This window comes from Micromonospora sp. ATLC16 (assembly GCF_057196645.1).
In genome coordinates, this window is record NZ_JBXUOW010000013.1 from 60,919 (window position 1) to 75,090 (window position 14,172).

Sequence of the window (14,172 nt, forward strand, 5' to 3'; positions counted from 1 at the left end):
GGCACCTACCGCACACCGGCGGCGTCCATCCCCCGCAACTCCTTCTTCAGCTCGGCGACCTCGTCGCGTATCCGGGCGGCCAACTCGAACTGCAACTCCCGCGCGGCGGCCAGCATCTGGTCGTTGAGCTCCTGGATGAGCTGCGCCAACTCGGCCCGCGCCATGCCCTCGCGGGCCGGGACGGCCGCACCGCTCCGGGCCCGGCTACGGGTCTCCTTCACCGGCGCCTTGCCTCGTGACAGCTGCCGCACCGCACCGCCGACCCGCGTCGCCTCGGTGTCCTCCGCCTCCCGGTAGATGTCGTCGAGAATGTCGTGGATCTTCTTGCGCAGCGGCTCCGGGCTGATGCCGTGCGCCTCGTTGTGAGCGGTCTGCTTGGCCCGCCGCCGGTTCGTCTCCTCGATCGCGTCCGCCATCGACGGGGTGACCTTGTCGGCGTACATGTGCACCTGGCCGGAGACGTTACGGGCCGCCCGGCCGATGGTCTGGATCAACGACCGGCCGCTGCGTAGGAAGCCCTCCTTGTCCGCGTCCAGGATCGCCACCAGCGACACCTCGGGCAGGTCGAGGCCCTCGCGCAGCAGGTTGATGCCGACCAGCACGTCGTAGTCGCCCCGACGCAACTCGCGCAGCAACTCCACCCGGCGCAGCGTGTCGACCTCGGAGTGCAGGTAACGCACCCGGATGCCGTTCTCCAGGAGATAGTCGGACAGGTCCTCGGCCATCTTCTTGGTGAGCGTGGTGACCAGCACCCGTTCGTCGCGCTCGGTCCGCATCTTGATCTCATGCATCAGGTCGTCGATCTGGCCCTTGGTGGGCTTGACGACCACCTCCGGGTCGACCAGACCCGTCGGGCGGATCACCTGCTCCACGAACTCGCCCTGGGCGTGCTCCAGCTCCCACGGACCGGGGGTCGCCGACAGGAAGACCATCTGGCCGACCCGCTCCAGGAACTCGTCGAACCGCAGCGGCCGGTTGTCGGCGGCGCTGGGCAACCGGAACCCGTGGTCGATCAGCATCCGCTTGCGCGAGGCGTCTCCCTCGTACATGCCGCCGATCTGGGGAATCGTCACGTGCGACTCGTCGACCACGGTGAGGAAGTCGTCGGGGAAGTAATCCAGCAGGCAGTGCGGCGGGCTGCCGGGCAGCCGGCCGTCGATGTGCATCGAGTAGTTCTCGATGCCCGAGCAGAAGCCCACCTGCCGCATCATCTCGATGTCGTAGGTGGTGCGCATCCGCAGCCGCTGCGCCTCCAGCAGCTTGCCCTGCCTTTCCAGCTCGGCCAGCCGCTCGCCCAACTCCGACTCGATGTCGCGGACCGCCCGCTCCATCCGCTCCGGCCCGGCCGCGTAGTGCGTCGCCGGGAAGATCAACAGATGGTCCACCTCGCGCACCACGTCACCGGTCAGCGGGTTGAGGTAGTAGAGCTTCTCCACCTCGTCGCCGAAGAGCTCGATGCGTACGGCGAGTTCCTCGTACGCCGGAATGATCTCCAGCGTGTCGCCGCGGACCCGGAAGGTGCCGCGCTGGAAGGCCATGTCGTTGCGGGTGTACTGGATGTCGACCAGGCGGCGCAACAGTTGGTCCCGGTCGAGTTCCTGGCCGACGGCCACCCGTACCGCGCGGTCGAGGTACTCCTCCGGGGTGCCCAACCCGTAGATCGCCGAGACGGTCGCGACCACCACCACGTCGCGCCGGGTGAGCAGCGACATCGTCGCCGAGTGCCGCAGCCGCTCGACCTCCTCGTTGATCGAGGAATCCTTCTCGATGTACGTGTCGGTCTGGGGGATGTACGCCTCGGGCTGGTAGTAGTCGTAGTACGAGACGAAATACTCCACCGCGTTGTCCGGCAGCAGCTCGCTGAACTCCTTCGCCAACTGGGCGCAGAGCGTCTTGTTGGGTGCCAGCACCAGCGTGGGACGTTGCAGCCGCTCGATCAGCCAGGCGGTCGTGGCGCTCTTGCCGGTGCCGGTCGCGCCGAGCAGCACCGTGTGCCGGTCGCCGCGACGCACCCGCCGCTCCAGGTCGTCGATCGCCTTCGGCTGGTCACCGGCCGGCTGGAAATCACTGATGACCTGGAAACGGCCGTCGAGCCGGGGTATGTCGAGCGCCATGGCGTCAACGGTACGCCGGGGCTCCGACAGCCAACCCCGTTCCAGTGCCCGGCGGCCCGACGGACCGCCAGGTCGGCACCGGTGAGGGCGCTCGTCGGGCGCGCGACGCGCAACGTCGGGGTCCACCCGCTCCCGCACGACTACGTGCGGGATATGATCGGCTTCGATATTCGCATTGTGTGGTTCTGCTCACCCGGCTACGCTTTTCCTGTAGGCCGCTCGCGGCGGCCGACCGGGCCGGTGGCGGGCCGCACAAGGCCACGCCACCCCCGGCACCGAGGGTCGCAGCACCCGGCATGCCTGGCGTGCGCACCGGACGTGGTCGCGCGGATCGCGCTGACCGGCCGCCGCGAGCGCCCCTGCTCGTCACCCCGGCGTGCTCCCGGCCGTTCATCCTCCCGTGGAATACAGCTCACCACCGCCGTCCGCCGACCGCCGCCGCGCGCGCCAGGATCTGCGTACCGACCCGGGCCGCCCCGACGGGCCGGCAAGCGGCGACAGCCCGGCCGGCACCACCCGCACCGGCTCGTCGCCGTTGCCGTTGCCGACGAGCCGGAACGACCCGGCCGCCACCAGCAACGCCGGGCCGACGGGTCACCCCCGTACGCGCAACCGCCGCCACCGCGCCGGCATCGCGCCACCCGCCGTCCTGCACCTGGACAGCACCGAGACGGCAGGCCGGCCGCCGCAGTCCCGGCCGGGCGTCCGCCGGGCCGTGGTCACCGGCGGGCTGCTCGATCTGGCCGCCGGGAACCGCGCCGACGAGGAGGACCTGGCCGGGGCGGCCACCGGGGCCGACGACCCGCGGCGCGCGGCCAACCACCGGCGTCGTCTCACCCTCGCCGGGCTGACCCTCACCGCGGTGCTCTCCGCCGTGCTGCTGGTGGCCACGCTGGTCAACTGGACGCCGGACGGGCCGCCGCCACGGGACCTGACAACTGCCGAACGGGAACGACTGGCCGTCATGCGGGTGACCAACTACCGCGAGCTGCGCGCCGGGTTGCATGTCACCGCCGGTGCCGACGCCGCCCGCACCGACCTGCTCGGCTGGATCGACTGGGCCCGTGGGCTGGCCTATCTCGACGTGGGTGGCCCGGGCGCGGGCCGGTCGCGCGGTCTGGCCCAGGCCACTCCCACCGTGCTGGTGATCAGACCCGACCCGGCGGCGGTACCGACGCCGGCCATGCCGCCGCTGGTGCCACCGGCCGGCGGGTGGCGGCTACCCGCCGACCGGAGGCTCGATCCGCTACTCGGGATGATCTTCTCGCTCGCCGCCGACCGACCCGAACCGATGAGCCGCTGGGCCGGCCGCTGGGTTGGCCGCGAACACCTCAACGGTGAGCCGGTCGACGTGCTGGAGGTGTCGAGCCCGGGCGCCGGTCCGGCGGCGAGCCGCGGACCCGCCGCCACGGCCGAGGCCGGCGCCCTGGTCCGCTACTGGCTGGACCGGGCCGGACGGCTGCACCGGGTGCAGACCGACCTCGCCGGATTCGGGCCGGTCACGGTGGCCGTGAACCGGGCGGACCGGCCGACGTTGCGACCGGTCGAGGCGCTCGGCGGTCGACCCGGTCTGCCCCGCGCCCTGACCGCCACCGAGCGGGACCGCTGGCGTCGGCTGCCGGCCAGTCTGCGAACCGCCGGCGGAGCAACGGCGACCCTGACCATGCCCGTCTCCGCCGCCACCAACCTGCGTGGCAGCGGTTGGCTGAGCTGGACGTCGGGCAACGCGTACCTCGGCGTCACCGACCTCGACGTGGACGATCGACGCACCCTGGTCCGCCACCACGGCCGCAAGGTCACCCGGATCGACGGCGCCGGTGCGCCGGCGCGTCCGCCGCTACCGCCACCGGCCGCCGGCTGGCGCGCGGGGCCGCATCGCACGGAGGCGCTCGACCCGCTGGTGGCCGCCGCGTTACAGGCCGCACAGCGCACCGGCGTCCAGGGCCGCGCGCGACGGGTACGCGGCGACAGCCTCGCCGGCGTCACGGTCGACGTGGTGCAGGTCGACACGGCCCGAGGGCCGCTGCGTTACTGGGTCGACCGGTCCGGGATGCTGCGCCGGCTGGAACTGCTGACCCGGGCGGGCGCCTGGGCACAGCTCGACCTGGCGCCGGGCCAGATACCACGGCTGACACCGCCGCAGCGGCGCTGAGCGGGCTACCGGGCGCCCACCGGCGATCCCCGGCGAGCCGTCAGGGACACCAACCGGTGCGTACGGCCCACTCCTCCGCCCGGAGATGCTCCTCGTCGAACCACGGATCCTTCGCCGTGGCGTACGTGCCGCTGTCCGGTGCGGACGCGGCCAGTTCCCGCTTGAGTACCAGGTACGCGGCCCGCTGGTCGGGATCGGCCCGCAGGTGATCGCGCATCAGCAGGGCGTACCGCCAGCCCGGCGAACCAGTCACCCGCACGTGCAGGTGCACCGGGCGGGCCGGGTCCGCGCTGCCGTGCAGCCGCTTCGCCCACCGGCCGCTGCCGGCCGGTCGGGGGCTGTCCCACCACTCGCCCGGCAGCCGCGGGAAACCGGCGTTGGCCAGCCGCTCGGCCAACGCGCCGTCGGCCTCGGCGAGGGAGGGCACGCTGAGCTGGATGTCGATGACGTCCTTGGCGGCCAGGCCGGCGACGGCGGTCGAACCGATGTGATCGATCCGCAGGTCGGCCGGGGCGATGGCGTGCCGGATCCGGTCCGCCAGCCGGGCGTACTGCCTCGGCCAGGTCGGGTCGGGATCGGCCAACCTGACCTGGTGAAGGCGCACCGCCCGCCGATGGCGCACGTTGGCCTCGAACGGCACCAGCCGGTCGCGCCAGAGCGCGTCGACCGCCTCGTGCAGTTCGTCGAGGGTGCCCTCGTTGGTCAGCAGCACATCCGCCACCGCCGCGCGGCGGGCGTCGTCGGCCTGGGCGGCGATCCGGCGCTGCGCCTCTGCCCGGCTCATCGCCCGGTCCCGGGCCAGCCGCGCCAGCCGGATGTCCACCCCGGTCTGCACCACGACCACCAGGTGGTAGGCGGGCGCCAGTCCCACCTCGGCCAGCAACGGGACATCGTTGACCACCACGGCGTCCGACGCGGCGGCGGCGGTCAGTTCGACGGTACGGGCCCGGACCCGGCCGTGGATGATCGCCTCCAGCGCGCGCCGGGCCGGTTCGTCGGCGAAGACCAGATCACCCAGGGCAGCCCGGTCCAGCGACCCGTCGGCGTTCAGCACCCGGTCGGAGAAGGTGGCGACGAGCTCGGCGAGCCCCTCGGTACCGGGTGCGACGACCTCCCGGGCGAGCAGATCGGCGTCGATGAGCACCGCGCCCCGCTCGACCAGTCGTGCCGCCACCGCGCTCTTGCCCGAACCGATCCCGCCGGTCAACCCCAACCTCAGCACGGCACCCAGTCAACCCGATCACCCCACCCCCGCCAACCCCACCCCACCCAACCCACCCAACCCGCCAACCCCACCCAGCGTTGATCATGAGGTTGACGGCAGTTGTTGATCTTCAAAGTGCCGCTAACCTCATGATCAACGAAGTGGGGAGAGGGAAGGGGAAGGGCCCCGGCCCGACCCGGGTACCGGGGGTCGGGGCGGGGCCCTTCGTTGTCAACCGACAGATCCAGATCGCGGTGCGGCGTCAGACACGCCGCGACTGGACGTGCCGCAGACTCACTTGCCGCCGGCGAGTTTTTCCCGCAGTGCGGCGAGCGCCTCGTCGGTGGCCAGCGTGCCCGCCGGCTCCTCGGCCTGCCGGCTCGGGGCCGCGCTGGTCGAGCTGGTGGTGCCGCCGGCCGTGGGGGCGGGCTGCGGGTTGGCAGCGGCCTCGGCCTCGGCGGCCCGGGAGGTCTGCACCTGCTTCTGGTGCGCCTCCCAGCGCTGCCGCGCCTCGGCGTACTGGTTCTCCCAGGTCTCGCGCTGCTTGTCGTACCCCTCGAGCCACTCGCCCGTCTCCGGGTCGAAGCCCTCCGGGTAGATGTAGTTGCCCTCGTTGTCGTAGGTCGCGGCCATGCCGTAGAGGGTCGGGTCGAAGTGCTCCTCGCCCTCGACGAAGCCCTCGTTGGCCTGCTTGAGCGACAGCGAGATCCGGCGGCGCTCCAGGTCGATGTCGATGACCTTGACCATGACCTCGGAGCCGACCTGGACGACCTGCTCGGGGATCTCCACGTGGCGCTCGGCCAGCTCGGAGATGTGGACCAGACCCTCGATGCCGTCGTCCACCCGGACGAAGGCGCCGAACGGCACCAGCTTGGTGACCTTACCCGGCACGATCTGCTGGATGGCGTGGGTGCGGGCGAACTGACGCCACGGGTCCTCCTGGGTCGCCTTCAGCGACAGCGAGACCCGCTCGCGGTCGAGGTCGACGTCCAGGACCTCGACCTCGACCTCCTGGCCCACCTCGACGACCTCGGACGGGTGGTCGATGTGCTTCCAGGACAGCTCGGAGACGTGCACCAGGCCGTCCACGCCGCCCAGGTCGACGAAGGCGCCGAAGTTGACGATCGAGGAGACGACGCCCTTGCGGACCTGCCCCTTCTGGAGCTTGTTGAGGAACTCGGTGCGCACCTCGGACTGCGTCTGCTCCAGCCAGGCCCGGCGGGACAGGACCACGTTGTTGCGGTTCTTGTCCAGCTCGATGATCTTGGCTTCGAGCTCACGGCCGACGTACGGCTGCAGGTCGCGCACGCGGCGCATCTCGACCAGGGAGGCCGGCAGGAAGCCACGCAGCCCGATGTCGAGGATGAGGCCACCCTTGACCACCTCGATGACGGACCCGCGGACGACGCCGTCCTCGTCCTTGATCTTCTCGATCGTGCCCCAGGCCCGCTCGTACTGCGCCCGCTTCTTGGAGAGGATCAGCCGGCCCTCCTTGTCCTCCTTCTGGAGGACAAGGGCCTCGATGTGGTCGCCCACCGAGACGACCTCTGCCGGGTCCACGTCGTGCTTGATCGACAACTCCCGAGAGGGGATGACACCCTCGGTCTTGTAGCCGATGTCGAGCAGGACCTCGTCCCGATCGACCTTGACGACGGTGCCTTCGACAATGTCGCCGTCGTTGAAGTACTTGATGGTCTCGTCGATCGCGGCGAGGAAAGCTTCCTCAGAGCCGAGATCGTCGACGGTGACCTTGGTGGCGCTCGAGGGGGCCTCGATGCTGCTCGTCATGTGGGCGGTTGCTCCGGTCGGATGGTGTGTCACAGCAGGCTGGTGTCGCGGTGACCTGTGCGCGCCAACGGATCCGTCGGCGGGCCCACCTGGATATCGCTGAACGAGATCTTGATGTGACTCCGTCGACCGCGCACCTGCTCCCTGCCGAGGCACACGATCCGCGAGCGCATCGTCTACCCTACCTGCTGCATTACCACAGCGTGCAAGCCCTCCCGCCTACTCGTCGACGCACCAGCCGCCAAAGCGGAGATTTCGACCAACCATGCGATGGACTTCGTCTGGCGCCCGGAGGGGCTACGCGAGGCCCCGGCTGCTCGGCGAGGTGACCGGGCGACAGGCGTGGGAGGTCGGCTGCGCCGCCGCCTCCTGCTCGCGTTGGCTGACCGCCCAGGGGCCCGGCCGGCGGCGGTGGACCTGTCCGCCGACATCCTGCGGCACGCGACACGAGCCAAATGCCCGCAGCGGGGTACGCGGACCGCTGGCGCAGGCCGACGCGCTCGCGTTGCCCTTCGCCGACCAGACCTTCGACGCCGCCGTCCCGGCCGCCCACCGCTCCGACGAACTGCGCACCTACGCCGTAGCCCGTCCAGGCCCCTGGAAGAACCTGGCATGACCTGGCACCCACCACCTGAACCGGAACATGGGCGAAGGAGAGGCCGGTTCCGCTCCGGCCTCCCCTTCGCTCGCTATGTCGCCGACGTTCAGCGCTGGTCGAGCGGCAGTGCGAGGTCAACGACGGTGTAGTCGCCGAAGCCGCCCTGCTTGTCGGCCTCGCCGGTCAACATGTCGATCTTGTAGAGCTTGCTGTCGTGGTTGACGTGCAACACCGCGTAGCCCTTGTTGTAGACGGCCTTGTCGTCGCGGATGCTGCTGTAGATGTCGAAGCCGGCCCAGATGCCGGCGTCGACGCCGAGCTTGCCGGTGGCGGCCAGTTGGCCGGCGTTGGCCGGGGACTGCACCGCGACCTGGTCGAGGTTGGTGTCGATGTCGAACAGGGTGGTGGCGGTGTCCGGGTCGAGGTCGTTGTTGGTGTACGCGGCTCCGGTCACGCCCTTGGCGGCGTCCGTCGAGGGCGGGTAGGTCAGCGTGCCGTCGACGATGGTGGTGTCGTCGTTGACGTTGTGCCGCAGGTTCTGGCCCTGGTCGCTGATCACCCGCAGCCGGTCCGCGGCCGGGTTGAAGTCGACACCGAAGTAGCGGCCCTCGAGCGGGACGCTGAGTTGGCTGACCTCCTCGGCCTTCGCGTCGCGGGTGGAGATCAGGTAGATGCCGCCCATGTCGCCGACGCCGTAGAGGCGGCCGTTCTGGACCCGGTAGTCGATGCCGACGAGCTTCTCGCCGTCCTCCAGCCCCACGAAGCCGATGGTGCAGGCGTCCCACGGCTTGTCCACGTCGAACTTGATCAGCTTCTGGTCGTCGGTGAGCCCGATGGCCTTGAGCCCATCCCGGTCGCCCTTCCTGTCGTAGGCCGACCGGCCCTCACCCTTGTCGTACTTCGACCAGTAGTGGTCCTCGTACTTCGTCCAGTAGCTGCTCCTGTCGAGAACTCCGTGATCTTTGCCCTTGTCGTAGCGGTCGTTGTCCTGGTCGTAGTACGAGTGACACGACTTGTCGCGGTCGTACTCTCCGTCGTCCCACGACCCGCCGTCGGCGGCGGCCGGGCCGGCGAACGCCCCCACGCCGACAGCGACGGACAGTCCAGCGGCCAGCACACCCCTGTTGAGCGGATACTTCATTTTCAGCACCTTCCTGCCGCAGATAGACCGAAAGCCCTCCGATCGGTCACAGCAACATGAAAGCAGCTCACACAGCTCGTGCGGGTAGCAACGGCGGACACTGAACACGATCGACTGAAAGGCCTTTGAACAGCACAAACGCCGAGATTCGTCGGCCTGTCATCGCTCAGCGGGGCCGGCGGATCGGCGCACTTCTGCCATCACGCTGCACCCCACAGGCCGATCGCCGGCCGAGCTGCCCGGCTCCGTACCGTTACGAGGATGACCACTCATCCGCCGTCCGCTGAACCCGTCGTCACGCGTCGGCCGGTTACCGGCACCGAGAGCAGGACGGCGAGCCGTCACTGGTGGGACGCGGACGCTGACAGCTACCAAGAAGCGCACGGATCATTCCTCGGGGATGTGGATCTGGTCTGGTGCCCCGAAGGTCTGCGCGAAGCGGACGCCCGGCTACTCGGTGATGTGAAGGGCATGCGGATGCTGGAGCTAGGCTGCGGCGCGGCAGCCGGCTCCCGGTGGCTCGACGGGCAGGCAGCCGACGTGACGGCCCTGGACCTGTCAAGCGGCATGCTGAGGCAGGCCCGGTTGGCCTCGAAGCGATCCGGCATTCACATACCGCTCGTCCAGGCTGACGGCCTCGCGCTGCCGTTCCAAACAGAGACGTTCGACATCGTGCACACCGCGTTCGGAGCCGTCCCGTTCATCACCGACACCGAGGCGCTGATGCGTGAAGTGTTCCGCGTACTCCGCCCCGGCGGGTCATGGGTCTTTGCCACCTCTCACCCGATGCGCTGGATTTTCCTCGACGAGCCAGGTGAGGCTGGCCTGCTGGCCGTCAACTCCTACTTTGACCGCAACCCGTACGTCGAGCAGGACGCAGCAGGCGTCCCTACCTACGTTGAGCAACACCGCACCCTCGGCGACCGGGTACGCGAGCTGGTGGGCGCCGGGTTCCGACTGCTGGACCTGGTGGAACCGGAGTGGCCGGACGGACACGAGGGGATCTGGGGGCAGTGGAGCCCGCTGCGCGGCCGACTCTTTCCCGGCACCGCCATCTTCGTCACCGAGAAACCCGCCAGCTGAGCCCGCTGGCCGGGACGACGCCGTGCCGGGCGGTCAGTGCGACGCCGCCGTCCCCGGGGGGCGTCCCGCCGACCGGTACCGGCCGCGGCCGGCAGACGTCGTGCTGGCCGTCGAGGTCGTCTCGCCGGACACCCGCCGCGTCGACCGGTTCGCCAAGCCGGGCGAGTACGCCGCCGCCGGCATCCCCTTCTACTGGCGCATCGAGCAGGATCCGGTGCACGTGTACGCGTACCGCCTCGGCGACCGGATCGGGCCGGGCGAGGAGCGACAGTACGAACTCGTCGCCGACAGCGCGGAACTGATCGAGCTGACCGAACCGTTCGAGATCAAACTTCCGGTCGACGACCTCACTCCATAGCCCCGGTCGTGCCCGAAACCGGGCGGCGGCGTTATCACCGAACGTCCCCGGGTACCCGAACACCATGGCCGACCAGGAGTTCCGCGAGGGCGACCACGTCTCCTGGGCCAGCCACGGCGGCCGGGCCCACGGTGTGGTCAAGGAGAAGCTGACCGAACGCACCCACGTACGCGGGCACGCGGTGAACGCGTCACCCGAGCAGCCGCAGTACCGCGTCCGCAACGACGACTCGGGTCGGGATGTGGCCCACCTCCCGGAGGTGCTGCGCCGTGAGCGGCCGTGACGACCCGGACCAGACCTATCAGGAGTTCACCGAGGCGGTGAACATGAAGCCCGGCGAGTTGTCCAAGTGGCTGGACACCGACGAGTCCAAGCATGTCGGCTGGCGGAGAAAGGGCAGCGGCGGCGGCGAGACGGTGGGCCACGAATCCGGCCGGAAGATCATCGACCTGTTGCGCCGCAAGCGCGGGCAGCTGACCGAGGCCGACTACAAGCACATGCGCAAGGTCGTCGGGTACGTGCGGCGGCACATGGCCCAGCGCCCCAGCGGCGACGTGCGCGACACCCGGTGGCGGTACTCGCTGATGAACTGGGGCCACGACCCGGTCAAGGCGCCGCTGCCGCCGCCCGGCGGCCCCTCCCGCAAGGCCCTCGACCGGCACGGCGCCCCACCCAAGTCCCGCCGAGGCCCCGCCCGCTGAGACCCGCGTCGGACTGCGGATCACCCCCGCTGCGACCCACAGACCGCGCACCCCACCTCAGCACCCCACCTCAACACCCCACCAGGCGACAACTTCGGCGAAGGTGCTGTCTCAGCCGACCCGCGAGGCAGCAACTACCCCGAAACTGCAAGGCATCAGCCGAGGTTCGTCCACAGGACCCTGACCGGCCCGGGTTCCGGGACCACGTCAGGGTTTCGGGGCAGCCCGACCCGCTCCGGGCGGTCAGGCTTGATCCCTGCGCGGGTCGGGCTGCCCCGGCAGCCCTTCCAAGACCGGCTCAGTGGTCGGCGCTGTTCCAGTCGCGGCCGTCGCCCACCGACACCTCCAGCGGCACCGACAGCGGGTACGCCCCACCCATCTCGCGCCGGACCAACTCCTCAAGCACCGTCCGTTCTCCTGGCGCGACCTCGAAAACCAGCTCGTCGTGCACCTGCAACAGCATTCGGGAGCGCAGCCCGGCGTCGCGCAACGCGGTGTCGACGTGCAGCATGGCGACCTTGATGATGTCCGCCGCGGAGCCCTGGATCGGGGCGTTGAGCGCCATCCGCTCGGCCATCTCCCGCCGCTGCCGGTTGTCGCTGACCAGGTCGGGCAGGTAACGCCGGCGGCCGAGGATGGTGGAGGTGTAGCCGTCCTGGCGAGCCCGGGCGACCACCTCCTGGAGGTAGTCCCGTACCCCGCCGAATCCGGCGAAGTAGTTCTCCATCAACCCGCGCGCCTCCTCGGCGCTGATGCCGAGCTGCTGGGACAGCCCGAAGGCGCTGAGCCCGTACGCCAGGCCGTAGTTCATCGCCTTGATCTTGCGCCGCTGGTCCGGGGTGACCTCGGCCAGCGGCACGGTGAAGACCGACGAGGCCGTCGCGGCGTGGAAGTCGGCGCCGGAGTTGAACGCCTGGATCAACGCGTCGTCGGCCGACAGGTGCGCCATGATCCGCATCTCGATCTGGCTGTAGTCGGCGGTCAGCAGGCACTCGAAGCCCTCACCCACCACGAAGGCCCGGCGGATCCGTCGCCCCTCCTCGGTGCGGATGGGGATGTTCTGCAGGTTGGGCTCGGTGGAGGAGAGCCGGCCGGTGGCGGCCACCGTCTGGTTGAACGTGGTGTGGATGCGCCCGTCGTCGGAGACCGACTTCAGCAGCCCGTCCACCGTCGACTTGAGCTTGGCCACGTCGCGGTGCCGCAGCAGGTGGGCCAGCACCGGGTGCGGGTTCTGCGCGTACAGCCACTGCAACGCGTCGGCGTCGGTGGTGTAACCCGTCTTGATCCGCTTGGTCTTGGGCAGGTTCAGCTCACCGAAGAGGATCTCCTGCAACTGCTTGGGCGAGCCCAGGTTGAACTCCCGTCCCACCGCCTCGTACGCGCCCTGCGCGGCGGCCTTCACCTCGGCGGCGAAGTGCGCCTCCAACTCCGTCAGGTAGTCGGTGTCCGCCGCGATGCCGGTGCGCTCCAGCTGCGCCAGCACCCGCATCAGCGGCAGCTCCACCCCGGCCATCAGCCGGGCCGACTGCTCTCCGTCGCGGGACAACTCCGCGTCGATCGCGTCGGCCAGGTCGAGGGTGGCCCGGGCGTGCAGCATCAGGTTCTGCTCGGCCTCGCTGTCGCCACCGAGCCCGTCCAGGGTCAGCTGGCCGGTCTCGGGGGCGTCGACCCGCAGCTCCCGGTGCAGGTAGCGCAGCGCCAGGTCGGTCAGGTCGTAGGAGCGCTGGTCGGGGCGGGCCAGGTACGCGGCGATCTGGGTGTCGCGGGCGATGCCGGCCAGCGTCCAGCCGTGCGCGGCGAAGGCGAGCACGGCCGGCTTGCTGTCGTGCAGCACCTTGAGGCGGGTCTCGTCGGCCAGCCACGCCGCCAGCGCCGCCTCGTCGCCGGCCTCCAGTTGGGCCGGGTCGAACCAGGCCGCCGCGCCGTCGGCGGTGGCCAGCGCCATCCCGCTGACGGTGGCGGTGTGCCGACGGTTCGGCCCGGTCTCGAGCTTGACCGCGACCCCGACCCCGGTGCCGGCCGGCGCGTGCGTCTCCAGCCAACCCACGAGCGCGCCGGGCGCCGCCAGCACCTCGCCGACCAGGTCGAAGCCCGACTCCGCCTCCGGCTCGACCGCTTCGAGGTACTGGTAGAGACGGTCCCGCAGAATGCGGAACTGGAGGGTGTCGAAGACCTGGTGCACCGCCTCGCGGTCCCACCCCTGCCAGCGGGCGTCCTCGGGACGCAGCGGCAACTCCAGGTCGGCGACCAGCTGGTTGATCTCGTAGTTTCGGATCACATCGGCGAGCCGTTCCCGGAGACTGTCGCCCGCCTTGCCCTTGATTTCGTCGGCGCGGGCGATGACGCCCTCCACCCCGCCGTACGTGTTGATCCACTTCGCGGCGGTCTTCGGGCCGACGCCGGGGATGCCGGGTAGGTTGTCGCTGGTCTCGCCGACCAGGGCGGCCAGGTCGCGGTAGCGCTGCGGGGGCACGCCGTACTTCGTCTCGACCGCCGCCGGGTCCATCCGCGCCAGGTCGGAGACGCCCTTGCGCGGGTAGAGCACGGTGATCTGCTCGTCGACGAGCTGGAAGGCGTCCCGGTCGCCGGTGGAGATCAACACCGCCATGCCCTGGTCGCGGGCCCGGCAGGCCAGGGTGGCGATGACGTCGTCGGCCTCGTAGCCCTCCTTCTCCACCACCGGGACACGCAGCGCCGCCAGCACCTCCTTCACCAGGCTGACCTGGCCCTTGAAGTCGGTCGGGGTCTCGCTGCGGCCCGCCTTGTACTCCGCGTACTTGTCGGTGCGGAAGGACCGACGGGACACGTCGAAGGCGACGACGATGTGGGTCGGTTGCTCGTCACGCAACACGTTGATCAACATTGAGGTGAAGCCGTAGACCGCGTTTGTCGGCTGCCCCGTGGTGGTCGAGAAGTTCTCCACCGGCAGAGCGAAGAACGCCCGGTAGGCCAGGGAGTGTCCGTCGACGAGGAGCAGGCGCGGGGTCGTAGCTGTCACGGCTGCGACTCTAGTCCGTACCGCCGACAAGCTGG

At 70.2% G+C, this 14,172-nt stretch carries 11 protein-coding genes; 6 read left to right on the plus strand and 5 right to left on the minus strand.

Going from position 1 to position 14,172, the window contains the following annotated elements:
* Nucleotides 1-5: 5 nt before the first annotated feature.
* A complete protein-coding gene (gene uvrB, locus AC2CHE_RS08215; RefSeq protein WP_484504290.1) occupies nucleotides 6-2,114 on the minus strand; it encodes an excinuclease ABC subunit UvrB in 2,109 nt (702 codons plus the stop codon).
* A 400-nt stretch (nucleotides 2,115-2,514) separates the two neighbouring features.
* Between uvrB and AC2CHE_RS08220 the strand changes: the two genes are divergently transcribed.
* Nucleotides 2,515-4,266 (plus strand): hypothetical protein, encoded by a 1,752-nt coding sequence (locus AC2CHE_RS08220; RefSeq protein WP_484504291.1) that lies wholly within the window; start codon nucleotides 2,515-2,517, stop codon nucleotides 4,264-4,266.
* Between the two features lie 40 nt (nucleotides 4,267-4,306).
* Here AC2CHE_RS08220 and coaE read toward each other — a convergent pair whose 3' ends face one another.
* Both coaE and rpsA read right to left on the minus strand, forming a co-directional pair.
* Nucleotides 4,307-5,488, minus strand: a complete 1,182-nt coding sequence (coaE, locus tag AC2CHE_RS08225) for a dephospho-CoA kinase (RefSeq protein ID WP_484504292.1) — start codon at nucleotides 5,486-5,488, stop codon at nucleotides 4,307-4,309.
* A gap of 276 nt (nucleotides 5,489-5,764) precedes the next feature.
* A complete protein-coding gene (rpsA, locus tag AC2CHE_RS08230) occupies nucleotides 5,765-7,258 on the minus strand; it encodes a 30S ribosomal protein S1 (RefSeq protein WP_484504293.1) in 1,494 nt (497 codons plus the stop codon).
* Between the two features lie 325 nt (nucleotides 7,259-7,583).
* On the opposite strand from rpsA, the gene AC2CHE_RS08235 reads away from it, so the two are divergent.
* Nucleotides 7,584-7,874 (plus strand): hypothetical protein, encoded by a 291-nt coding sequence (locus tag AC2CHE_RS08235; protein WP_484504294.1) that lies wholly within the window; start codon nucleotides 7,584-7,586, stop codon nucleotides 7,872-7,874.
* A gap of 88 nt (nucleotides 7,875-7,962) precedes the next feature.
* Here the strand turns inward: AC2CHE_RS08235 and AC2CHE_RS08240 are convergent, their stop codons facing one another.
* Nucleotides 7,963-8,997, minus strand: a complete 1,035-nt coding sequence (locus AC2CHE_RS08240; protein WP_484504295.1) for a DUF4394 domain-containing protein — start codon at nucleotides 8,995-8,997, stop codon at nucleotides 7,963-7,965.
* 261 nt (nucleotides 8,998-9,258) lie between these two features.
* On the opposite strand from AC2CHE_RS08240, the gene AC2CHE_RS08245 reads away from it, so the two are divergent.
* The 4 genes from AC2CHE_RS08245 (at nucleotide 9,259) to AC2CHE_RS08260 (ending at nucleotide 11,139) form a co-directional block, all read left to right on the plus strand.
* Complete coding sequence (locus tag AC2CHE_RS08245; RefSeq protein ID WP_484504296.1) at nucleotides 9,259-10,080, plus strand: class I SAM-dependent methyltransferase; 822 nt, start codon at nucleotides 9,259-9,261, stop codon at nucleotides 10,078-10,080.
* 22 nt (nucleotides 10,081-10,102) lie between these two features.
* A complete protein-coding gene (locus AC2CHE_RS08250) occupies nucleotides 10,103-10,438 on the plus strand; it encodes a Uma2 family endonuclease (protein ID WP_484504297.1) in 336 nt (111 codons plus the stop codon).
* 64 nt (nucleotides 10,439-10,502) lie between these two features.
* Nucleotides 10,503-10,721 carry a hypervirulence associated TUDOR domain-containing protein gene (locus tag AC2CHE_RS08255; protein ID WP_484504298.1) on the plus strand — a complete coding sequence of 73 codons (219 nt, stop codon included), beginning with the start codon at nucleotides 10,503-10,505 and terminating at the stop codon, nucleotides 10,719-10,721.
* Entirely contained in the window at nucleotides 10,708-11,139 is a 432-nt protein-coding gene (locus AC2CHE_RS08260) for a DUF3140 domain-containing protein (RefSeq protein ID WP_484504299.1), read from the plus strand. The genes AC2CHE_RS08255 and AC2CHE_RS08260 overlap by 14 nt, the downstream gene beginning before the upstream one ends.
* A gap of 298 nt (nucleotides 11,140-11,437) precedes the next feature.
* Here the strand turns inward: AC2CHE_RS08260 and polA are convergent, their stop codons facing one another.
* On the minus strand, nucleotides 11,438-14,137 hold the full coding sequence (polA, locus tag AC2CHE_RS08265; RefSeq protein WP_484504300.1) for a DNA polymerase I: 2,700 nt from the start codon (nucleotides 14,135-14,137) through the stop codon (nucleotides 11,438-11,440).
* Between the last annotated feature and the right edge of the window lie 35 nt (nucleotides 14,138-14,172).